This window comes from Micromonospora sp. Mcm103 (assembly GCF_024519755.1).
Lineage (GTDB): Bacteria > Actinomycetota > Actinomycetes > Mycobacteriales > Micromonosporaceae > Micromonospora > Micromonospora aurantiaca.
Genome location: NZ_JALJRJ010000014.1, coordinates 1 through 21,681, shown reverse-complemented (window position 1 = coordinate 21,681; position 21,681 = coordinate 1). Strand labels below are relative to the sequence as shown.

Genomic DNA, 21,681 nt, shown 5'->3' with positions numbered 1-21,681 from the left:
GCCGAGGCTACGACGACCGTCGTGCCGGCGGCGGCCCGCCGGACCGCGCCGGGTCACCGCGGCTGGTCCACCACCTCGATCACGTCGGCCGGCGCGCGGCGCGGCGCCGGCGGCAGCTCCGCGTCCGGGCCCCAGCCCACGCGCACCACCAGGTACGGGTCTCCGATGCCGGCCAGCAGGTCGCGCATCATCCGGCGCGGCCAGGCCAGCTCCACGGCGTCGCTGAGCGGCGCGCTGGCCAGCCCTTCGGCGGTGGCGGTGAGCAGCAGCGCCGACAGCGCCTCGCCGCCGCGCAGCCAGGCCGCCGGCTCGTCGGACTCGCCGAACAGGATCAGGTACGCCGCGCCCCGGTCGAAGTCCGCGCCCGCGCTGAGCCCGGCCGCCCCACCGGGGGCGTAGTCGCGCAGCGGCACCCGGCGCGGGGACGGCCGCACGGCGGTGGCGGCGGGCACCCCGTCGCGGCTGCCCTCCGGGCGGTGGGTCCAGCGGTGCAGCTCCTCCCGGTACGCGGGGTCGGCCAGCTCCGCGTCGGCGGCGCGCCCGGTGGAGACGGCGAGCATCGGCATCTGGTCCGGCCGGACCACGTGCAGGTGCGCGCCCTCGGCCTCCACGGCGTCGCCGAGCCGGCCCAGCACCGCCTCCGGCACCGGCCGATCCCCGTACGCCCGGCGGTCGGTGCGGCGGCGCGGAATGGCGTCGACCAGGCGGCCCGCCGGCACGTCCAGGTCGGCCGGGCCGGTGGTACGTACCCGGGCCAGCAGCGACGGGTCGGCCGGGTCGGGCAGCCGCTCCACGGTGACCGCCCAGCCGACCGCCGTCAGCGACACGCGCGCGTGGTGCAGGGCGGCCCCGCAGCTCAGCATCAGCAGCCGGCCGTCCGGGTCGGTGTGGGCGAGCTGCCGGTCCGCGTCGGCGCGCAACTCCAGCGCGTCGCCGATGACCCGCCAGCGCCAGGGCTGCGTGTTGAACACCGACGGGGCGTGCAGGGACTGCCGGGCGGCCGCCTCCAGCACCCGTACCCTCGGGTCCTGCTCGGTGCGGGTCGATGAGCTGTTCATGGCGGCCCTCCTGGTTGCTCGTCCCCTTCCGACCCTGCCCGCCGCCGTCGCGGGCGGACAGGGCCGGAGGTCCCGGCCGCACCGGGCCGTGCGCCCCGGCGCGGCGTCAGGCCCCCTCCGGCTCCGGGGGTACGGCCAGAGCGATGGTCAGGTCGAGGACCGTGGCGGGGTCGTGCAGCCGGTCGCCGAACAGCTCCCGCAGCTTGCCCATCCGGTAGCGGACGGTCTGCGGGTGTACGAACAGGTCGGCGGCCACCTCGTCGCGGCGTCCCTGGTGCAGCAGCCACGACCGCAACGTCTCGGCCAGCCGTTGCGCGGTGGCCGGGGGCAGCGCTGCCAGCGGCGCGAGCGCCTGCGCGCGCAGGTCGGCCAGGGCCTCCGGGTCCATGCTGAGCAGCAGCGTCGCCAGGTGGCGCTCGGTGTCGACCGGCCCGGCGTCCGCCTCGCCGAGGTCGAGTGCGAGCGCCCGGGTGGCGCGCTGGTACGACGCGGAGACCCGGTGCCAGGGCCGGGCCGGGCCGAGCACCGCCCGATGCCCGTGCAGCAGCCGGGTGAGCTGGCGGCGCCGGCCGCCGTGCATGTCCGGCACCAGCAGTACGGCCAGCTCCTCGACCGGGTTCATGCCGGGCAGGTCCTCACCGCTCTCCAGCGTGTACGGGCTGAGCAGCGCCAGCACCGCGCGCAGGTGCCGGCGGGGCAGCAGCACCACGGTCAGGGTCTGCGGCGGCGGCCAGTCGGCGCGCTCCGCGCTGCGCCGCAGCGACTCCTCCGGCTCGCCCGCCAGCAACTGCTGGGTGAGCCGTTCCAGGCTGCGGCGGCGCATCCGGCCGGCGCTGGCCAACTCGTCGGCGTGCCCGGCCACGCTCGCCGCGGACAACTCGTCGATGTAGGCGAACATCAGCTCGGCGAACTCGGCCACCGTCTCGGCGGCCAGCCCGCTGCGTACCGTCGTGGTCGACACCTCGCGCCAGGCGACCCGGGCGCCCACCCGGTACGCGGCCAGCAGCGCGTCCATGCTGCGCCCCGAGCGGGCCTCGCCGCTGCCCAGCGCGTACGCGGCCTCCAGCGCCGGGGCCAGGGGAGTGCTCGGGTCGAACGCCTGGGTACCCTCGATGAGCTGGAGGAACGTGCCGAGGGCGATGCGTACCGCGTTCTCGATCTTCGCCCGCATGGCGCCGGTGAGCGCGCCGGAGTAGTCGGGCACCTCGGCGGTGATCGCGGAGACGGTCCGTTCGGCGACCACCGGCAGCCGGCCGCGCAGCGTCGCGGCCATCCCGGCGTCGAGGTTGAGGTGCGCGGCGCGCTGCCCCGTGCCGGCCTCCGACGTCATGTTGTTCCCTCCGAACAAAAACCCGCGACTGTTTCACCTTTGCCGGTCAAGATGTTATGCGATCGGGCGGTCACGCTGGTCATATGACCACAACTGCCTCCCGCCGCCCTCAGAAGGTCACCTTCCGGGACAGGCTGCTGCGGCTGGCCGGAACGGTCACCACGCCGGTGCTGCCCGACGACTATCTCGACCTGATCGCCCCGCTTCGTGCCGGCGCCCCGCTGCGCGGCAAGATCGTCGCGATCCGCCCGCAGACCCGCGACGCCGCCACGCTGGTGATCCAACCCGGCCGCGCCTGGCAGGGCCACACGCCCGGGCAGTACATCCGCCTCGGCGTGGACGTCGACGGGGTACGCCAGTGGCGCGCGTACTCGCTCACCTCGCCGCCGGACGCCGCCGACGGCCGGATCTCCGTCACCGTGAAGGCGATCCCCGACGGCAAGGTCAGCAACTACCTCGTACGCCGGCTCCGGCCCGGCACGATCGTGCACCTCGACCAGGCCCAGGGCGAGTTCGTGCTGCCCGCCGCGACGCCCGAGCGCGTCCTGTTCCTCACCGCCGGCAGCGGCATCACCCCGGTCATGGGGATGCTCCGCTCCGGGCTGGCCGACCGGGCCGACGTGGTGCTCGTGCACTCGGCGCCCACCCGCGAGGACGTCATCTTCGGTACGGAACTGCGCGCGCTCGCCGACCGCGGCACGCTGCGGCTGGTCGAGCGGCACACCGACACCGACGGCCTGCTCGACGTCGCCGAACTGGCCGGCCTGGTGCCCGACCACCTCGACCGCGAGACCTGGGCCTGCGGGCCGATCGGCATGCTCGACGCCGTCGAGGGGTACTGGACATCGAACGGCCTCCTCGACCGGTTGCACACCGAGCGGTTCCGCCCGACGGTGATCACGCCGGGCGAGGGAGGAACGGTGACCTTCACCGGGGCGGGCGTGACCGTCGAGTCCGACGGCGCCACCACCCTGCTCGACGCGGGGGAGAACGCCGGAGTGCTGATGCCTTCCGGGTGCCGGATGGGCATCTGCTTCGGCTGCGTCGTACCGCTGCGTCAGGGCGCCGTGCGCGACCTGCGCAACGGCGACGTCACCACAGCCGTACCGGGGGACGGCGTGCTCGTCCAGACGTGCGTGTCGGCCGCCGCCGGTACCTGCGACATCGATATCTGACAGGAGCCACCCACGTGACCGTCATCCAGAAGAAGGCCGTCAACCCGATCGCCCACCTGAGCGCCGAGGACATCGAGATCATCGGCAAGGAACTGGACGCGATCCGGGACCGGGTCCTCGCCGACCGGGGGGAGCGGGACGCCCGCTACATCCGCAAGGTGGTCAAGACCCAGCGGACACTGGAGATGAGCAGCCGTGCGGTGCTGCTGTTCTCGTTGTTCCCGCCGGCCTGGATCGTCGGCACGGCCGGTCTCACGGTCGCCAAGATCCTGGAGAACATGGAGATCGGGCACAACGTCCTGCACGGCCAGTGGGACTGGATGCGCGACCCGAAGATCCACTCCACCACCTGGGAGTGGGACCACGTCTCCCCGGCCGACCAGTGGAAGCAGTCGCACAACGAGCTGCACCACCGCTACACCAACGTGGTCGGCAAGGACAACGACCTCGGGTACGGCATCATGCGCGTCGACGAGGACCAGCCGTGGCACCCGATGCACCTCGGCCAGCCGCTGTGGAACCTGCTCAACGCCGCGTTCTTCGAGTACGGCATCGCCGCGTACGACATGGAGCTGGGCGACCACCTCAAGCAGCGCAAGCTCAAGGACCCGAAGTTCCGGGCCAAGGCCAGGGCCGTCGGACGCAAGATCCGCCGCCAGGTGCTCAAGGACTACGTGGTGCACCCGCTGCTGTCCGGCCCGTCGTTCCTGTCCACGCTCGCCGCCACGTTCACCGCGAACCTGCTGCGCAACGTGTGGAGCCACTCGGTGATCATGTGCGGGCACTTCCCCAACGGCGTGGAGACGTTCGAGAAGACCTCCATCGAGGGCGAGACCCGCGGCGAGTGGTACCTGCGGCAGATGCTCGGCTCGGCCAACATCAGCGGCAGCCGGCTGCTGCACATCATGACCGGCAACCTGTCGTACCAGATCGAGCACCACCTCTTCCCCGACCTGCCCAGCAACCGCTACCAGGAGGTCGCCCCGCAGGTACGGGCGCTGTTCGACAGGTACGGCCTGCACTACACCACCGGCCCGCTGCCCAAGCAGGTCGCCTCCGCGTGGTGGAAGGTCATCCGCCTGTCGCTGCCCAACCGCAAGGACAGCCGGCAGCCGATCGCCCCGGCCGCGCTGGCCTCCTCCGGTACGGCCTGACCCGCCCGTTCGGTGCACGGCCGGTGAACTTCCACCGGCCGGCACCCGACCAGCCGCTGCACAGTCGGCGTCACCGCAGCTCAGAGCCGGTTTCGCGGCCGTCGTGACGGTCCCGCCTCCCCGTACACTCGCGCCCGTCCGGGCGTACGGGTGAAGGGTGGAACGGCGATGCGGCGCGTGGTCATGCTCGTCGACAACGCGATCGACGGTGACTCGCGGGTGCAGAAGGCGGCCCGCTCGGCCGCCGACGCCGGCTGGGACGTCACTCTGATCGGCTGCGCCCACGTCGGCGCCGAACGCCGCTGGCGGCTCGGCGCCGCCGAGGTCCGTGTCCTGCCGCTCGCCGCCGCTCGCGCTACTCCACCCGCCACTGCATCGGCCGTCGTCTCCCGCCCGGGCGGCGGTCTCCCTGGCCCCGAGGGCGGCGACGTCTCCGCCTCGGGCCGTGGCGCTGGTTCGCGCGACGGCTCCCGCCTGCGTGGCGTGCCCGGGCTGCGGGCGCGACTGGTGGCCCGGGGCGGGCTGCCGCTGCGCGCGGCCAAGCTGGCCCGCCGGCCCGTGGAGCACGCCCAGGTCCGCTACTGGCGGGCCCGGCTGCGCGACGGAGCCTGGCGGCGGCTGGAGCCGGGACTCTGGGACTACGAATGGGCCGCCGGACCGGTCGTCGACGAGCTGCGCCCCGACCTGATCCACGCGCACGACTTCCGGATGCTCGGCGTGGCCGCCCGCGCCGTCGAGCGTGCCCGCGCCGCCGGACGCGACACCAAGCTGGTCTGGGACGCGCACGAGTGGCTGCCGGGCGCGCGGCCGCGTCGCGACAACGCCTGCTGGCTGCCCGCGCACCTCGGCTACGTCCGCGAGTACGTCGGCGCCGCCGACGCGGTGGTCACCGTCTCGGACACGCTCGCCGACCTGCTGGTACGCGACCACGCCCTGCCCGAGCGCCCGACCGTGGTGCTGAACGCCCCGGTCACCGCCGCTCCCGAGCGGTCCGCCCCCGAGCCGACCGCCCCCGAGCCGACCGCCCCCGAGCCGACCGCCCCCGAGCGGTCCGCCTCCGAACCGACTGCCTCCGAGCCCGCCGATCTGCCCGCTCCTGACCTGCGGGAGCGGTGCGGTCTGCCCCCGGGCACGCCGCTGCTGGTCTACAGCGGCGCGATGGCCGTGCAGCGCGGCGTGGACACGGTGGTGGAGGCGTTGCCGCTGCTCCCCGGTGTACACGTGGCGCTTGTCGTCGCCGACCCGGCCGCCGCCTACGTCCGCCAGGTCGTCGCCCGCGCGACCCGGCATCAGGTGGGCGACCGTGTGCACGTGCTGCCGTACGTGCCGCACCGCCGGCTCGTCGCGTTCCTCGCCACCGCCGACATCGGGCTGATCCCGCTGCACCACTGGCCGAATCACGAGATCGCGCTGATCACCAAGTTCTTCGAGTACGCGCACGCGCGGTTGCCGATCGTGGTCAGCGACGTCCGCACCATGGCCGAGACGGTCCGCGCCACCGGTCAGGGCGAGGTGTTCCGCGCCCGCGACGCCGCCGACCTGGCCCGCGCCGTCCGGGCGGTGCTCGCGGACCCGGCCCGCTACCGCGCCGCCTACGAGGGCCCGGACTCGCCACTGCCCGGGTGGACGTGGGAGGCGCAGGCCGAACGCCTCGACGCCCTCTACCGCCGCCTGCTCACCCCCACCCGCTGACGCCCACCGCCCGCCGCCCGCCCGGGTGGAACACCACGGGTGTCTCCGGCCCGTTTTGACACCCATGGCGTTCCACCCGCCCTTCGGGAGGCATGGTCAACTCCAGCTCGGCGAAGTGGCGGCATCCGAGTGCCGGTGACCCCGCCATTTCGGGGGAGTGGAGTTGACCTTGAGCGGGCGGGGCGCGGGGGCGCGCGGGAAAAGGGGTGGGCGGGACGGTGCGGGCCCGGCTACCGTCGATGTATGCAGAGCAGGCGCAGTCTTACCGCCGCAGCCGCGCGAGCTTCCCGCTCGCCGGTTGCCGCCGCCTGACCTGCCCCACACCCACGCCGGCGACCGGAAACGGTCCGCCGGCGTCGTCGTGTCGACGCCGTGAAACGCGCGGCGGGCCGTCCGGTCACCCGTACCCGGAAGGCACCCGCCATGACACCCGACGACATCACCCGGACGTTCCTCGACCACTACCAGCGGCACGACCATCGGCTTGCGCCGGAGAGTTCACTCATTCCGCCGTCCGGCGATCCGGTGCTGTTCACCACGTCCGGCATGCACCCGCTCACGCCGTACCTGCTGGGCCGCCCGCACCCGGGCGGACGGCGACTGGCGAACGTGCAGCGGTGCCTGCGCACCACGGACCTGGACGAGGTGGGCGACAGCACCCACCTGACCGTGTTCCAGATGCTCGGCTCGTGGTCGCTCGGCGACTACGACATCGCGACCAGCCTGCGCTGGGGCTTCGACCTGCTCACCGACGGCTTCGGCATCCCGGCGGGGAGGCTGCACGCCACGGTCTTCGGCGGCGGCAACGGTGAAGGGCCGGACGACACCGCGCGGGACACCTGGACCGGGCTCGGCGTCCCGGTGGAGGCGCTGGGCGAGGACAACTGGTGGTCGAACGGCCCGACCGGCCCCTGCGGACCCGACTCGGAGATCTTCGTGTGGACCGGCGACGGCCCGCCCACCGGCACACCGAGCACCGACGAGCGCTGGGTGGAGGTGTGGAACCACGTGCAGATGCGCTACCACCGGCACCCCGACGGCCGGCTCACGCCGTTACCGCACTCCAGCATCGACACCGGCATGGGCCTGGAACGGCTGGAGATGGTGCTGCGCGGCGACCGGTCCGTGTTCACCGGCGACGGGCTGCGCCGGTGGGTGGACGCGGTGGGGGAGCGGTGGGACCTGCGCGGTGGGGATCTGCGCGTGGTCTCCGACCACCTGCGGTCCGCGGTGGTCGTGCTCGGTGACGGGGTACGCCCCGGCAACACCGGCCGCGGGTACGTGCTCCGGCGGCTGCTGCGCCGCGCGCTGACAGTGTTGTGGCGCGACGACGCCGCGCGCACCCTGGACGACCTGCCACCCCAGGTGTACGCGGACACGCTGCGCCGCTTCCGCCAGCTGCCCGATCCGAGCATGCCGCCCGGCGAGCAGCCGGTCGACGTCGGCTCGCTGCACGCGACGCTCGTGGACGAGGAACGCCGCTTCCGTGGACTGCTTCGACGCGGACGGCCGATCGTGGACCGGGTACGGGAGCGCGGGCCGCTGACCGAACGCGACTACCACTGGCTGCACGATACCCACGGGCTGCCCCGCGACCTGGTCGACGGCCTGCTCGCCGAGGCGAGCTGAGCGGTGGCCGCCCGGCCGGGCCGGTGCCAGACTCGGAGGCGGACGCCACGCGAGGGAAGCGGACGCCGCCGCGAGGAGAGGGCTGCCGATGACCGAGGTACGGCCGGACGAGGAGACGGTGCCGCTGCTCGGCGCCGAGGTCCGCATCACCGACGCGGCCGGGCTGCTCGCCGCCGCCGTCGACGGGCCGGTGGAGCTGCTCGTCGACGGCGACTTCCCGGCCCCGGTGCGGGAGGTCCGCTGCACAGTGCGCGCCGACACCGCAGCCGGGCCGCCGGTGCACCGCTTCGAGGCGTACCTGCGGGTGGAGAGCACCCCGGCGGGCCTGATCGCCCTCGGCCTGGCCGGGCCGGTCGGCGTGCTGCTCGCCGAGCGGCTGGCCGCGCGCGGCGGCGACGGCCCGGCGGCCGCGGTGGGCCGGATGGCTGCGGAGGCCGGGCGGCGGATCTGGCCGCGACCGGTCGCCACGCTCGCCGCACCGCCCGGCGACGAGGCGGGCCGGGAGGTGCTGCGCGCGGCCCAGGAAGCCGGGCTGCGGCCGCGCGTCGACCAGGACAACGGCACGGTACGCATCCGCGCCGACGTGCCCAGCGCGGAGGTGAGCCCGGCGCACCTGCGGGCGATGCTCGGTCTGCTGCTCCAGGCCGTACGCGAGCTGTCCGGCGACAGCGAGGAGCCGACGGTGCTGCGCGGCCGGACGTACCTCGTGGGGCGGCGACCGGTCGCGGCGACCGGGCCGCGCAGCGCGGCGGTGACCCTCGACCAGGTCGGCGGCCTGCCCGACGTGGTCGCGCGGTTCCGCGAGGTGGCGGTGTCGTTCCGGCACCCGGCGGCGATGGCCCGCTGGGGCGCGCGCCGGCCGCAGGGCATCCTGATGTACGGGCCGCCCGGCACCGGCAAGACCATGCTGGCCCGGGCGCTGGCGAACGAGGTCGGCGCGGACTTCGTGGAGATCCGCACCCCGGAGATCCTGGACAAGTACCTCGGCGGCTCGGAACGCAACATCAAGCGCATCTTCCGGGAGGCACGCCGCTACCGGCGGCCGACGGTGATGCTGTTCGACGAGTTCGACTCCATCATCAGCTACGCCGGTGCGGGCGGCGACGCGGCCAGCCAGGCGGTCAACGCCGTCGCGGGCATCTTCAAGCAGGAGATGAACACGCTGTTCGAGGAGAACCCCGACGTCATCGTGGTCGCCACGACCAACTTCCCGCAGCGCGTGGACGCGTCGCTGATCCGCTCCGGCCGCTTCGACCTGAAGATCGCCATTCCGGCGCCGGACGAGACCGGACGCGCCGAGATCCTCACCAAGATGGTCCGCGAGCTGATCGACCGGCACGAGCGGCCGGGCTTCAAGATGTTCGCCGACGACGTCGACCCGGCCGCCCTGGCCGCCGACACGGCCGGGCTGACCGGCGCGGACCTCCGGGAGGCGCTGCGCCGGGTGCAACTCGCCAAGGCGCTCCGGGAGGCGGCGGAGGGTGCGCCACCGGCTCCGATCGGTCAGGATGACCTGCGGGAGGCCGTCGCCGGGTTGCGCCGCGGCTGACCGGAAGGAGTCCACGTTGTCCTCGTCCGATCTGCTGCTGTCCCGCCGTGACCTCGCGTTCCTGCTGCACGACTGGCTGGACGTGGCGCGGCTGACCGAGCGGCCCCGCTACGCCGAGCACACCCGCGAGACCGTCGACGAGGTGCTGGACCTCGCCGCCCGGGTCGCCGCCGAACGCTTCGCCCCGCACAACCGGGCCGCCGACACCGGCGAACCCACGTTCGACGGGCAGCGCGTGCGGACCATCCCGCAGGTCAAGGCCGCACTGGAGGCGTTCGCCGAGACCGGCCTGCTCGCCGCCACCATGGACGAGTCGGTGGGCGGCCTGCAACTGCCGCACACGGTGGCCGCCGCCGCCTTCGCCTGGTTCCAGGCCGCGAACGTGGGCACGTCGGCGTACCCGATGCTCACTCTCGGCAACGCCAACCTGCTGCTCGCCCACGGCAGCGCCGAGCAGATCGACACCTGGGTACGCCCCATGGTCGAGGGCCGGTTCTTCGGCACCATGTGCCTGTCCGAGCCGCAGGCCGGCAGCTCACTGACCGACCTCACCACGCGGGCCGAGCCGCAGGACGACGGCACGTACCGGATCGTCGGCACCAAGATGTGGATCTCCGGCGGTGACCACGAGCTGGCCGAGAACATCGTCCACCTGGTGCTGGCCCGCATCCCCGGCGCGCCGGCCGGCGTGAAGGGCCTGTCGCTGTTCATCGTGCCGAAGGTGCTGCTCGACGACGACGGCAACCTCGGGCCGCGCAACGACGTGGTGCTGGTCGGGCTCAACCACAAGCTCGGTTACCGGGGCACCACCAACACGCTGCTGAACTTCGGCGAGGGCGTGCACCGGCCGTACGGGCGGGCCGGGGCGGTCGGCTACCTGGTGGGCCAACCGCATCAGGGGCTCGCGGTGATGTTCCACATGATGAACGAGGCGCGCATCGGCATCGGCGCGGGCGCCACAGCGCTCGGCTACACCGCGTACCTGAAGTCCGTCGCGTACGCCCGGCAGCGCCCGCAGGGACGGCCGGTCGCCGACAAGGACCCCACCACGCCGCAGGTGCCGATCGTGGCCCACCCCGACGTACGCCGGATGCTGCTGGCCCAGAAGAGCTACGTGGAGGGCGCGCTCGCGCTGGTGCTCTACTGCGGACGGCTGCTCGACGAGCAGAAGACCGCGCCCGCCGAGGCCGACCGCGAGCGGGCGCAGCTGCTGCTGGACCTGCTCACCCCGATCACCAAGAGCTGGCCGGCGCAGTGGTGCCTGGCCGCCAACGACCTGGCCATCCAGGTGCACGGCGGGTACGGCTACACCCGCGACTACGACGTCGAGCAGCACTGGCGCGACAACCGGCTCAACGCCATCCACGAGGGCACCCACGGCATCCAGGCGCTGGACCTGCTCGGCCGCAAGGTCACCATGCGCGACGGCGCCGCGCTGGAACTGCTGCTGGAGACCATCCGCGGCACCGTCACCCGGGCGTGGAAGGCGGAGGGGTTCGCCTCGGAGCTGGCCGGTCAGCTCGGCGCGGCGGTGGACCGGATCGCCGTGGTGACGCGGCGGTTGTGGGCTCCGGGCGACCCGGAGCTGGCGCTGGCGAACGCCTCGGTGTACCTGGAGGCGGTCGGGCACGTGGTGATCGCGTGGATGTGGCTGGAGCAGGTGCTGGTGGTGGAGGCGCTGGGGTCGCCGGAGGGGGCCGAGGGGGAGTTCCTGGCGGGGAAGAGGCAGGCGGCGAGGTACTTCTACCGGTGGGAGTTGCCGAAGGTGGGGGCGCAGTTCGACCTGCTGGAGGGGCTGGACCGGACGACGCTCGACATGCGCGAGAGCTGGTTCTGAGGCTTGGGAGCCGGCGTCTGGGCGGTTTAGCCCATGGACAGCGGCTGCGGTGGACGTTCACGCCGTTGGCGCACGTCGGCCCGCTGACTTCGGAATGCCCCGCGAGCAGGTGCAGGAACGGCCACCCCCTAGCTAGCGGCCGGGCCAGCGCCAAGGAGTAACTCCCTGTTCTTCCAGGCCAACTGTAGGCATGCCGCTCCGGACGGAGCCACGGTGCGGCTCAATCGCTCGACTGTGCTTTGGTTGAACGGGATGTTCTTGATGACGCTGCCTTCGTCGTTGGTTTCGACAACCTTGGGAAAGGACGCCGCAAATAGCTCCTCTTCAAATACCGCCGCGGTGAGAAATTCGGCTGTTAATGTCAGAGGGTCAAGTCCAAATCCGAAACAGTAAACGGCGAGCTTCCCGTCCCGTAAGCCCGCTTCAAGGTCGCCGAAGAGCCCTTGGTTGTAATTGATTCTGCGGCCGGGCATCGCGCCCGAATATTCACCCTCCCCAAGTAGCTCCTCGGCAAACTCCCGCATGACATTCCGCCAGAGATTCAAGTCGTCCTCCAGGTAACCCTGGGGCATCCGCGATGCGGGCTGGAATACGCCGGCGGGAACCACCTGGTAGAGATCCGTGGCGATCGCCAGAGCGGTGCGACTGCGCTCATGCAGGAAAACGAGAGGATCGCCCGTGGACCGGCGGACGATCGTCAGTGTCGCAATCGACGGAAGAACCACCCGGCGACCCATCGCGAGGGCATCATCCAGGAACTCATTCCGGAGGCGAAGGCGTGGCGGTGATTTGCTGTCATCGGACCGGCCGTTATTAGCCGACAGTTCATGGGCGAGGGCTTCGGCCACGTCGATCATATCGAAGTACCGGCACTCGCCAAAAGTTGCCTGGGGTGGATGGGCGGTCAGGTCTATTCCGGTCATCCGGTAGCTCGGCTGATTGCGAAAGATCTCGGGCGGGCACAGCGCGGCCATCGCCGAGCTATACGAGTCGAAACGCCTGCCCGGCTCCCGGAATGGCAGTATCCTGCGGGCCGACTCCGCGATGCCCCGGTCCTTCTCGAATTCATCCGGATTCCAGTGGCACTCGATGTCGGTGAGTTTGACGGGTGTATCGATGAGCCATTGCTCTTCGGCGAGCAGGTTAGTTCCGGCGACTCGGAACAGGTTCTTGTTGGCGCGTAGGTGGATCTCGGCCGCTTGCTGCGCGAGGCGCAGCCGGTCTCCCTTCATCTGCTCCCGTTGTAGTATGAACTCGTTGTGGGAGCTCCTCAATCTCCGTTCGCGCGCCGCTGGCCGCAGGTTATAGAAGAACCCCACGCCGAGCGCCGCAAGTCCTACCGCCGGACCTACAAAGGAAAGCGGGTCCACTGATAGCTCCTAGATGTTGAGATCAATAAGACTCGATAATTGGTGAATGTCCGCCCGGCGTAAGTCCTTTCATTTGGACGCGAGGCTCGCCGGTTGAGCAGGGGAGGCGTCGAGGCGATGCCGGTGGCCGAGGGAGACCTCAGTCGGCGAGAATCTGCTCGGCAGCCTCAGATGCTGCACGGAGCCGTTGGGTACGTCATCGATGTCTTTGTCCGCCTTGAGTCGAATGCCTAGCGCCATCACGGCGCTGAACTGTCAACGGAGCTTCTGCTTCGTCGCCGCCGTTCTTCGCCCGGGATGCGGCGCTGTCCATCGAAGGCGCCGAAACGTGGAAGCCCGGCCTTAGCCCGGAGCTGGACGAATGGGAAGTATGGCCCCGGTTCCTGCATTGCATCCTCAGATCGGTCGGCGGCCTTCCGGCGCTCGGAGCATAGGCGTGCCTTCCGCGCAGCGTTGTCACTAAGGCGACAACCCTGCTTCGCTGTGGCATGTAGTCGCGTCTTCTTCGGCCGACCAAGCAATATGAGGGCCCGCCGTGCACTTACCTGGGCAGGTCCGGGACGGTGGATAGGCGCAGCTAGGGACGGGAAAGACCGTCATTGGACGCCTACGTCCCGCGCGGGAGGCGGGTTTAGCCAGGCCATCGGAGAGCCGGTGAGGGCGGCGTCGGCGAGGCGGTGAGCGGAAGCGGTCTTGAGCGCCGCCCGCGAGCTGTCGATCCAGCGCTGAACGTCCGCGACTCCCTGATGCCGGTACTCGACCGCTTGGACAAGGCACTCCAACTTGTCCGCGTCCCGGGCCACGACCGCTTCCAGCGTTTCGCCGGCCTCGTACTCGGCGACGGCAGCGGTGATCACGTCGGCAACGGCGGGCGGGCAGGCGGCGACCTGGTCGGCGGTGACGGCGGCGTTGGGCGCGGCGGTGAGGTAGCGCTTGGCGATGTGCGGGATGTCGGTGATCCGGGTTTCCTGCGTGTCGTGCAGGACGCACAACATCGAGACCCTAGCCGGGTCGGCACCCTCCATGGCCGCGAGCATCATGCCGATGAGCGCCGTGCGGAACGAGTGTTCGGCGATCGACTCCGGGTGCTTCACGCCGGCGAACCACCATCCGGTGCGCGCGGCGCGCTTGAGCACGCCGGCCTCGAAGATGAAGCTCATGGCTCCTGCGGCGTCCTGGTCCTCGCTCATCTGCCCGTCCCTGTACCGGTGACTCCGTCAGCACGGAGGCTGTAGAGGATAGACGTTAGTTCTTGTCGTGACTGCCTGGATAGCTGGTCGCTGTCGAGCAGCGTGGCGCACCGGTCGGCCAGTGTTTGCCCGGTCGCGAGGTCGTCGTGGGTGAGCCCGCGCCTCGCCATGAGCAGGGCCCAGAGGTTGTGCACGTTGAGGTCGACAAACGGATGGCCGATGGTGAGGCGTTCGACCAGGTGCCGGAACAGCACGACTCCTCGCCAGTCGCCGAGAGCGGCGGGCATGAACGAGTCGTCGCGATGCCGGTACGGGATTTCACCAACCCAGTAGGCGGAGTAGTTGAGCGCGGCCCGCTCGCAGGCATCGTCCGGGTGGGCGCGGGTGATGAAGTCTCTCAGCGGCTCGGGGTCACCCTGGTTCGCGAGGGAAGTCACCATCGACCGCATGTCGGGCCACAACGGCGACCAGGTGTGGAAGCCGGTGATCCGACGAGCCGTCCGGGTGGTGCCTTCGGCGAGCCATGACGCGGACGCGCCTGTGGGATCCATGCCGGCAAGGAAGCAGGCTTGCCGGTGCAGCAGGACATCCGGCTCGCGTTCGAAGGCGGAGCGCTCGGCCATCTCGCGAAGGCGTACGAAGAAGGCCCGCCTTTCGTCGGCGGACAGAAGCGGGGCAGTCGCGACGGGGCCGCGTCGGCGGGGTGTGGGGAGACTCCGGATGAAGGTCGGCGTCTGCCCGAGAACGCTCCAGAGGATCAGGTCGGTCAGACGGTGCGTCAGCACCGACCAGCCGAGGGGTTGCTCGGCGAGAGTAGACCGGCCCGCCTCGTCCCGGAGGAGTGCCGCAAGGATGAAGTCTGCCTCGGCGGCATCGTCGAGAGCGGCCAGCAGCTTCGTGTTCGCTCCGAGCCGTCCGAGTCGCTGGCGAATCGCAACGGCCTGACCGAATGGCACGGCGGTGAACGGCCTGCGCCCCGACTCCCAGCTCTGAACGGTCACGCGGTCCACGTCCAGATGCGCGGCGAGTTGTTCCTGGGTGAGCGGCACGGATTCTCGAATGAGCTTCAGGAGGTAGCCCGTCACCTCGCCGCGTTGCGGCATGGAACTGCGGTGACCTGCCAACTGACATCCCTACGTTGACCGGTGGTCGACGTTTCGCCGGAAGCGGACCGCGAGGTGGCGTTCCTGATCGGCTCACTCGTACCGCTGGTGAGTCCAGTGATCGACGCCGTGATCGTAGCGTCGCAGTTACCGAACGTTCCAGATCCGGTCCGCGACTCGCGGCCGGTCGAATTCCGCTGCCCTGCGGAGGAAACGGCGATGCGGGAGAGGACACCACCGTGGAGACGAGTCACCTACGACCAGTACGTGATCGCTGCTGCCTTGACGCTTGCGAGGCGGCACCGCCCGAAGTGGTCGTGGCGGAAGTGGCGGTGGGTGTGCCGGTGTGGTGCGGAGCTGCCGTGCCGCAACCGCCACCGCGTACCGATCAATCGCGGTCACTGGCCGTCGCAGGAGGATCAGTAAGAACTGCGGAACAGGCGATCCTGGCGGTGCACGTACGGGGTCTGGACGGGATGTGCGTGGGTTGCCGGCTGTGGTGGGCGCGGCTGACTCCGTACCCCTGCTGGCAGGTCGCGTGGGCGACCAGCCGGCAGGCGCGCGCGAGCGTCGCCCGCTTCCTGGGGGTGCGCGGGTGAGCACCCACGGACCGGTGCTGCCGGTCTGGTCGTGCGGTGGGTGCGGTGCGCCGTGGCCGTGCGCGACGCGGCGGCGGGAGCTTCTTGCGGAGTACGAGGGTGCGCCGGTGTCGCTGGCGGTGTACCTGGGGGCGCAGTTGGTGCGGGCGACGGCGGACCTGAGCTGGGCGCCGGCCGGGACGTTGCACCGGCGGTTCCTGGGGTGGGTGCGGTGAGCGTGTTGCGGGCCGGCGACGAGAAGTTCCACTACAGCGACGGGTCGCACCGGTGGACGGCGCCGGATCCGGAGTACGACCAGGAGGTGTGGGAGGAGCAGGTCCGACAGCACAAGCTGGGTCACCTGCGTAACGAGCGCCCAAGGGTACGCATCCGACGGATCGTTTGATTCCAGCCAGGTGCGAGACTGAGCGGGTGACTCACCCGCTCGCGCGCCGCGTCTACGACACCTGCCATCTCACCGGCCGGTTCGCTCTCCGGTCGGGGCAGGTCAGCGACGAGTACTTCGACAAGTACCTGTTCGAGGGCAAGCCGGAGTTGTTGCGCGAGGTCGCCGAGGTGATGGTGGCCCTGCTTCCGGAGTGCGACGTGTTGGCGGGGATGGAGATGGGCGGAATTCCGCTCGCCACGGTGATGTCGCAGCTGACCGGGCTGCCCACGGTCTTCGTGCGCAAGCAGGCCAAGGAGTACGGCACCGCGAAGGTGGCCGAGGGTGGGCCGGTGGACGGTCTGCGGGTCGTGGTGATCGAGGACGTCGTGACCACCGGAGGCGCGCTCCTGGCCTCGTGCGGGCAACTGCGGTCCGTCGGTGCACAGGTGGAGACGGTGGTCTGCGCCATCGACCGCGAGCAGGGTGGGCGGGAGAACCTGGCGGCCGAGGGACTGCAGCTCCGCTCCGCCCTGACTCGCCGGGACCTGGAAGCCGCACTGACGGCCAGGTGATCATCCCCGGATACCTGGACGGATACGAACCGCCGATCCTGCGGTCGCCGCTGGTCGCCGCTGGTCGACGGGTCAGACGTGATGTCGCAGGCGATGTTCTGGCCCGCCTTCCTCGCCACCGTCGGCGGAGCCGCGTCGGCACCGGACGCCTTCGGTGTCGATCCAGCCGATCTGGAGCCGATCGTCGACGTATTCCTCGACCCGGACCGATGGCCGGTGATCTCGCTACCGCTCGCCGAGGGCTGTCGCCTGCACGTCGTCATGCGCAACTACGAGGACGACGGTGGCGTCGACTATGTGCTCGACCCCGGCACCGGCGACGTGTCGATCCCCCTCGCCGCGATGGAGGGACATTTCCGAGGGCCGGCGTTCGCATGGCAGGAGGTGGTCGCCGCAGCGCGGCAGCCGGATCCGGACCACAGGCCGGCCGAGCGGTTGCTCCTGCTCGTTCCGGCCTGTGCCGACAGCAGCCGCCCGAGCACGGCCGTCGACCTGACAGCGGAAGCCCTGGCCACTCTCGGCGCCCGGTCCGGTGTGCGTCAGCTCAGTGAAGAACTGCTTAACAACCTCAGGTACTGGGGGCCGTGCCGGTGGACGTACGTGGACGGCGTCCTCGTCGGCCTCGGATCGGCCACCTACCGCCGTCACGGAGGTGATCTGTCGCCGGAACGACTCCGTCTCGTCGCCGCCGCGCTCCAGCCCGGTGATGCCGGCATCAAGCGGTAGTCAGGGAACGTGCTCGTCACCGACAGGGCCTCGTTGGCCGGCTTGGTGCCGGACGCCGTCAGCCGGACGTCAGGTTCCACCGTGCGGGCAGGGTGCCACCGCACAGGGCGCAGGTGAAGTCGTCGTCGCGCACGATGTTGCGCTCACCGCAGCCGGGGCAACGACGAAAGATGACCCGGTCGGTGAAGCGACCAGGGTGGGGTACGCCGATTCGGTCGAGTGCCTTCGCCACAGCGGGCCAGCAGTCCGGATCGGGGCAGTAGCCGGTCGACTGGTTTGTGACCTCGCCGGCGCGCCAGCCGCCACCGGCCGAAGCAAACGCCATCTCACCTGCCGCAAGCACGTCCCGACCACCGGCAAGGGCGATGTGTTCGCTCCGACGCGGCGCCAGTCTGAGCATGCCGTCGAGATCGACAACGAACGTGACCGGTTCGCCGAGGTCTCCAGGGTCACGCCCAGCCAGCCACTCGTCGAGCGAGGCGATCGAGTGCACGGTGACAGCGTCCACCGCGACCACCCGCTCACGGAACTCGGCCGGCCCGACATAGGCGTACTGCCTCGTCTGTGCCACGGCGCGACGATAGCCGACCAGGGATCGAATGCGGCTACTGCAATTCCGGTCAGCGGATGAGCAGGCGTCTGCTCGGCCCGGATGGGATGCGGCGCGAAGCCCGTCGGGTTGCGGGCTTGGCTAAGGCTGGGCAGGGCCGCTGCTGGCGTTGTAGGCGTTCTTGGCGGCGACCACTGCCGCCTGGATGTGCTCGGGGTCGACGCCGTGGACGTTGAGCGGAGGGTGCAGGCGCCGGACGAGTTCGGCCTCGATGTCCGCCGGTTCGGCATCCTCCGCCCAGGTCAGGCGCAGGTGCTCGTGCATCCACGCGGTCAGCCGTGCCTCGTCCTCGGGAACCAGGACGACCCGGTCGGTCCAGGTCGTCCGGTAGCCCTCGGACACGAGGAGACCGGCCAATGTGCGGCGCAGGGTCGAACTGCCCGAACGCCTCAGGTGGTTGCGCAGGACCCGGCCCCGCAGGCTGGTCGCCCGGCCGAAATAGAGCATCCGCCACGACGGGTCGCTGTCGTTCGGTGGTCCGGGGAGGTCGGGGAGGACCGAGGGAGCAGCCCACCAGGCGTAGACGCCGCTGCCGCGGGCGAGCCGCTTGGCGGCGACGTCGAGTGCGACCGGCGCACCGGAGAGGAACCGCAGGGCCTCGTCGAGCCGGGCTTCGTCGGTCGGGACGTCGGCGGGCCGCCGTTCGAGGATGGTCACCGGGATGATCCTAGGCTCCTGGCGGGTCGCGATCGGGTGGGGGATCCTCCCCGCAAGACTCCTGGATGCCGGTATGGCGATCAGCCGGCGACGGTCACGACCTGCTCGGTCGGGCGGTGCCGAGGTGACCGAGCGCCCGCCCGATCTGCGGCAAAGGAGTGCACGCGCCTCTGCTGGTCGACGGCGGGCTGTGTGCCGTTCGAGATGTGATCGTCGCCGCATGTACGAGCGGGCGGACGAGTTGCGGCGATTGCTCAACGAGTGGGACTTGCTCGGTGTCTTCGATGCGGAGACCAACGTCGATGAGTACGGCTGCATGCTCTTGCCGTCGTTGATGAGGCTGGCTGGTGGAGCGGGCGGCAGCGAGATTCGGGAGTGTCTCGGCGAGGAGATTCGCGGTCACTTCGGCATGTCGCCTGAGGGCGTCGGCACCGGGCCCGTGGCCGAGCGTCTGGTGGCTTCGCGTCTGCCTGGGCTGCCCCGGTCGGCTGCCGAACAATCTCGGCGAACCCGACGTCGGCCAGGATCGAAGCCGGCCACCGCGCCGTGCCGCCCCGGAGCCATTGATATTGGCCAGGCCCTCGGACGGCGGCAGGTCAGTGCGGCTCCGTCTGGCGGCTGTGCAGGCGGTTTCGCAAATCGTCCGGGCTGAGGTAGCCCAGTGACCGGTCGGTTGCGGCTACCGCTCGGCCTGGTGCCGCTGGTAGTGGCGGGCGACGCGGGCGCGGTTGCCGCAGGACGGCTTGCACCATTGCTGGCGCGCGTGTTCCTGGAGGAAGTACCGCACGCAGCGCGGCGCCGGGCAGGCGCGTAGCCGTTCCCGCTCGGGGCTGGCGAGGAGGTCGACGGCGGCGCGGGCCAGTGCCGCAGTGAGCCGTATCCGCAGCTCCGCCGGGGCCGAGTGCCGGGTGAGGGTCGGCGCCGCGTCGTCCGGCCAGCGCAGCCGCGGGCTGGTGGGCAGCCGTCCGGCGGCGTCGTTGAGGTGCCGCACCGCTTCGGCCGGGGTGAGCAGCGATGAGTGGTCGGCCCGGCTGGGCGGAGCCGGCGCGACCGCGCGGGCGAGCAGAGTGCGTACGGCGCGGCGCAGCGCCACCACGTCGAGCCGGGCCTGCTCGTCGGGCAGGCCGGCCGGCGGTGCGAGGTCGTCGTCGTAGCGCCGTAGCGGCTCGGCCTGCTGGCGCAGCCACCGGGCGAGCCCGGGGGCGTCGGCGAGGTCGTCGGTCACGCCGCCGTTGCCGTCGTGCCGGATGGTGCCGGCCAGGGCGAGCGTGAGCTGGCCAGACATGACTCTCCTGTCGTCGCGCTGCGAATTGTGGATCTCCACGAAGCCAGTGTAGCGTCCCTAACGCATAAAGCGCCTAATCCCATTAGGGGGAATCGTGCTGACCATCGCGCACCTCAGCGACACCCATCTCGATGACCACCCGCGTTCGGCCGAGCGGACCGCCCGGGTCATGGACTACCTGCACAACCTGGCCCGCCCGGTCGACGCCATCCTGATCACCGGGGACATCGCCGACAACGGGCAGGTGTCCGAGTACGAACTCGCCGCCAAGCTCTTCGCGTCGCCACACCCGGTGCTGGTCTGCCCCGGCAACCACGATGTGCGCGACGCGTACCGCAAGGGGCTGTTGGGCGAGGCCGCGAGCGGTGACCGCCCGATCAACAGCCGCCACGACGTCGCCGGCGCCACGTTCCTGCTCGCCGACTCCACCATTCCGGGGCGCGACGACGGGCACCTGGACGAGGAGACCATGGGCTGGCTGCGCGATCAGCTCGCCTCCGTGGCGGCCGACGTCCCGGTCTTCGTCGCCTTCCACCACCCGCCGGTCGCGCTGCACCACCCAGTCATCGACGACTCGCGGCTGCTGCCCGCCGATCCGCTCGCCGACCTGGTCGCCGCCCACCCGCAGGTCGTCGCCGTGCTGACCGGGCACTTCCACACCGCCGCGGCGAGCACCTTCGCCGGCCGCCCCCTGCGCATCGCGCCGGGCGTGGTATCAACCCTCCGGATGCCGTGGGAGGGCGAGGGGCCGCTGACCGACCAGCGGCAACCGCCCGGCGTCGCCTTCCACGTGTACGACGACGCCGGGCTGCTCACCACCCACTACCGGGTGGTGGTCTGACCGGTGACCGGGATGGGCATGCTGGGCTTCGCGCTCGCCGTCGCGCCGATCACGCTCACTCCCGGCACCAGCTTCGCGCTGGTCGTCTCGCAGGTGGGCGCAGGCGGCCGGCGCCAGGGCTGGTGGGTCATCCTCGGTACGGTGACCGGGTTGTACGTGCACGCCGTGCTGGCCGCAGCCGGCCTGGCGGCGCTGGTGCTGCGCTCGTCGCAGGCGTTCTGGACCGTCAAGCTGGCTGGCGCCGCCTACCTCGTCGGGCTGGGCCTCTGGCTGCTGGTCTCCGCGACCCGCCGGCGGCCCGCCGCACCTGAGGCGCCGCCCGCCCCGACAGGATGGCGTCGGCTCCCGGGGCGCGCCCGGCATCCGTACCTCCAGGGGCTGCTCGGGAACGTGCTGAATCCCAAGGCGGCCGCCGTCTACCTGACCCTGGCCCCGCAGTTCCTCGATCCCTCCGGGCCGGTGCTGGCGCCCATGCTGCTACTCGCCACCGCGCACGCCGTGCTGCACACCGGATGGCTGGCCGGCTGGACGGCGGTCACCGGGGCGGCCGCGCGGCTGCTGCGCACCGACCGGGTGCGCCGCGCGCTGGACCGCATCACCGGCGCCGTCCTCGTCGGCCTGGGCGTCCGCTCCGCGCTGAACTGACCTACCACCACAGTCTCGAGGTGATTTTCACCGACGTCGGATACCTGGCCTGCCCGACCCAGTTCCGGGATCCCCGGTTCGGCCTGGTCTACCGCCACCGGCGTGACAACCTTGCGCAGGGGAACGACTCGCCCCGGACCTGCGGCCGACAGAGCCATCGCGAGATCCACGCTCCGCCGGAGCCGCCGCTGCTCCCGACAGCGATGCAGCACGTTGACCCGGCCGGCACCTCTCCTCGCTCACTCGGTGAACTCGGTCCAGGAGACAGCGCGGTCGAACCGCTGGGCGGCGA

21 protein-coding genes are annotated in these 21,681 nt (G+C 71.3%); 13 read left to right on the top strand and 8 right to left on the bottom strand.

The window, feature by feature from the left end; genetic code table 11:
- Window positions 1-53: 53 nt before the first annotated feature.
- Entirely contained in the window at window positions 54-1,058 is a 1,005-nt protein-coding gene (locus OC439_RS18150) for an Acg family FMN-binding oxidoreductase (protein ID WP_262014453.1), read from the bottom strand.
- Window positions 1,059-1,164: 106 nt separating this feature from the next.
- Window positions 1,165-2,388 (bottom strand): PucR family transcriptional regulator, encoded by a 1,224-nt coding sequence (locus tag OC439_RS18145; protein ID WP_262014452.1) that lies wholly within the window; start codon window positions 2,386-2,388, stop codon window positions 1,165-1,167.
- 83 nt (window positions 2,389-2,471) lie between these two features.
- Here OC439_RS18145 and OC439_RS18140 point away from each other — a divergent pair, with 83 nt between their 5' ends.
- The 6 genes from OC439_RS18140 to OC439_RS18115 all read left to right on the top strand — a co-directional run bounded on the left by OC439_RS18140 (window position 2,472) and on the right by OC439_RS18115 (window position 11,424).
- On the top strand, window positions 2,472-3,563 hold the full coding sequence (locus tag OC439_RS18140) for a ferredoxin reductase (RefSeq protein WP_262014451.1): 1,092 nt from the start codon (window positions 2,472-2,474) through the stop codon (window positions 3,561-3,563).
- 14 nt (window positions 3,564-3,577) lie between these two features.
- A complete protein-coding gene (locus OC439_RS18135; RefSeq protein ID WP_262014450.1) occupies window positions 3,578-4,717 on the top strand; it encodes a fatty acid desaturase family protein in 1,140 nt (379 codons plus the stop codon).
- Between the two features lie 168 nt (window positions 4,718-4,885).
- A complete protein-coding gene (locus OC439_RS18130; RefSeq protein ID WP_262014449.1) occupies window positions 4,886-6,409 on the top strand; it encodes a glycosyltransferase family 4 protein in 1,524 nt (507 codons plus the stop codon).
- Window positions 6,410-6,832: 423 nt separating this feature from the next.
- Entirely contained in the window at window positions 6,833-8,038 is a 1,206-nt protein-coding gene (locus OC439_RS18125) for an alanine--tRNA ligase-related protein (protein WP_262014448.1), read from the top strand.
- A gap of 88 nt (window positions 8,039-8,126) precedes the next feature.
- Window positions 8,127-9,587, top strand: coding sequence for an ATP-binding protein (locus OC439_RS18120; RefSeq protein WP_262014447.1), 1,461 nt, complete (start codon window positions 8,127-8,129; stop codon window positions 9,585-9,587).
- A gap of 16 nt (window positions 9,588-9,603) precedes the next feature.
- Window positions 9,604-11,424 (top strand): acyl-CoA dehydrogenase, encoded by a 1,821-nt coding sequence (locus tag OC439_RS18115; protein ID WP_262014446.1) that lies wholly within the window; start codon window positions 9,604-9,606, stop codon window positions 11,422-11,424.
- Window positions 11,425-11,552: 128 nt separating this feature from the next.
- Here OC439_RS18115 and OC439_RS18110 read toward each other — a convergent pair whose 3' ends face one another.
- The 3 genes from OC439_RS18110 to OC439_RS18100 form a co-directional block, all read right to left on the bottom strand.
- Window positions 11,553-12,794 (bottom strand): hypothetical protein, encoded by a 1,242-nt coding sequence (locus OC439_RS18110; RefSeq protein WP_262014445.1) that lies wholly within the window; start codon window positions 12,792-12,794, stop codon window positions 11,553-11,555.
- Between the two features lie 596 nt (window positions 12,795-13,390).
- Entirely contained in the window at window positions 13,391-13,984 is a 594-nt protein-coding gene (locus OC439_RS18105; protein ID WP_262014444.1) for an HD domain-containing protein, read from the bottom strand.
- Window positions 13,981-15,108 (bottom strand): helix-turn-helix domain-containing protein, encoded by a 1,128-nt coding sequence (locus OC439_RS18100; protein WP_262014443.1) that lies wholly within the window; start codon window positions 15,106-15,108, stop codon window positions 13,981-13,983. Before OC439_RS18100 ends, OC439_RS18105 begins: the two co-directional genes overlap by 4 nt.
- A gap of 574 nt (window positions 15,109-15,682) precedes the next feature.
- Between OC439_RS18100 and OC439_RS18090 the strand changes: the two genes are divergently transcribed.
- The 4 genes from OC439_RS18090 (at window position 15,683) to OC439_RS18075 (ending at window position 17,351) form a co-directional block, all read left to right on the top strand.
- Window positions 15,683-15,901, top strand: a complete 219-nt coding sequence (locus OC439_RS18090) for a hypothetical protein (protein WP_262014442.1) — start codon at window positions 15,683-15,685, stop codon at window positions 15,899-15,901.
- Window positions 15,898-16,071, top strand: a complete 174-nt coding sequence (locus tag OC439_RS18085) for a hypothetical protein (RefSeq protein ID WP_167796883.1) — start codon at window positions 15,898-15,900, stop codon at window positions 16,069-16,071. The genes OC439_RS18090 and OC439_RS18085 overlap by 4 nt, the downstream gene beginning before the upstream one ends.
- Before the next feature lie 26 nt (window positions 16,072-16,097).
- Complete coding sequence (pyrE, locus tag OC439_RS18080) at window positions 16,098-16,625, top strand: orotate phosphoribosyltransferase (RefSeq protein WP_262014441.1); 528 nt, start codon at window positions 16,098-16,100, stop codon at window positions 16,623-16,625.
- A gap of 81 nt (window positions 16,626-16,706) precedes the next feature.
- Window positions 16,707-17,351 carry a hypothetical protein gene (locus tag OC439_RS18075; RefSeq protein ID WP_262014440.1) on the top strand — a complete coding sequence of 215 codons (645 nt, stop codon included), beginning with the start codon at window positions 16,707-16,709 and terminating at the stop codon, window positions 17,349-17,351.
- A gap of 58 nt (window positions 17,352-17,409) precedes the next feature.
- Here the strand turns inward: OC439_RS18075 and OC439_RS18070 are convergent, their stop codons facing one another.
- From OC439_RS18070 to OC439_RS18060, 3 genes are all read right to left on the bottom strand, one after another.
- The gene (locus tag OC439_RS18070) at window positions 17,410-17,922 is read right to left on the bottom strand and encodes a TFIIB-type zinc ribbon-containing protein (protein WP_262014439.1); all 513 of its coding nucleotides are present in this window, start codon (window positions 17,920-17,922) and stop codon (window positions 17,410-17,412) included.
- Window positions 17,923-18,042: 120 nt separating this feature from the next.
- Window positions 18,043-18,618 carry a GIY-YIG nuclease family protein gene (locus OC439_RS18065; protein ID WP_262014438.1) on the bottom strand — a complete coding sequence of 192 codons (576 nt, stop codon included), beginning with the start codon at window positions 18,616-18,618 and terminating at the stop codon, window positions 18,043-18,045.
- Between the two features lie 679 nt (window positions 18,619-19,297).
- Window positions 19,298-19,942 carry a CGNR zinc finger domain-containing protein gene (locus OC439_RS18060; RefSeq protein ID WP_262014437.1) on the bottom strand — a complete coding sequence of 215 codons (645 nt, stop codon included), beginning with the start codon at window positions 19,940-19,942 and terminating at the stop codon, window positions 19,298-19,300.
- A gap of 55 nt (window positions 19,943-19,997) precedes the next feature.
- Between OC439_RS18060 and OC439_RS18055 the strand changes: the two genes are divergently transcribed.
- The 3 genes from OC439_RS18055 to OC439_RS18045 all read left to right on the top strand — a co-directional run.
- Entirely contained in the window at window positions 19,998-20,744 is a 747-nt protein-coding gene (locus OC439_RS18055) for a metallophosphoesterase (protein ID WP_262014436.1), read from the top strand.
- A gap of 12 nt (window positions 20,745-20,756) precedes the next feature.
- Window positions 20,757-21,389 (top strand): LysE family translocator, encoded by a 633-nt coding sequence (locus OC439_RS18050; RefSeq protein ID WP_262014564.1) that lies wholly within the window; start codon window positions 20,757-20,759, stop codon window positions 21,387-21,389.
- A 20-nt stretch (window positions 21,390-21,409) separates the two neighbouring features.
- A partial coding sequence (locus OC439_RS18045) for a hypothetical protein (protein ID WP_262014435.1) occupies window positions 21,410-21,681 on the top strand: 272 nt, incomplete at its 3' end.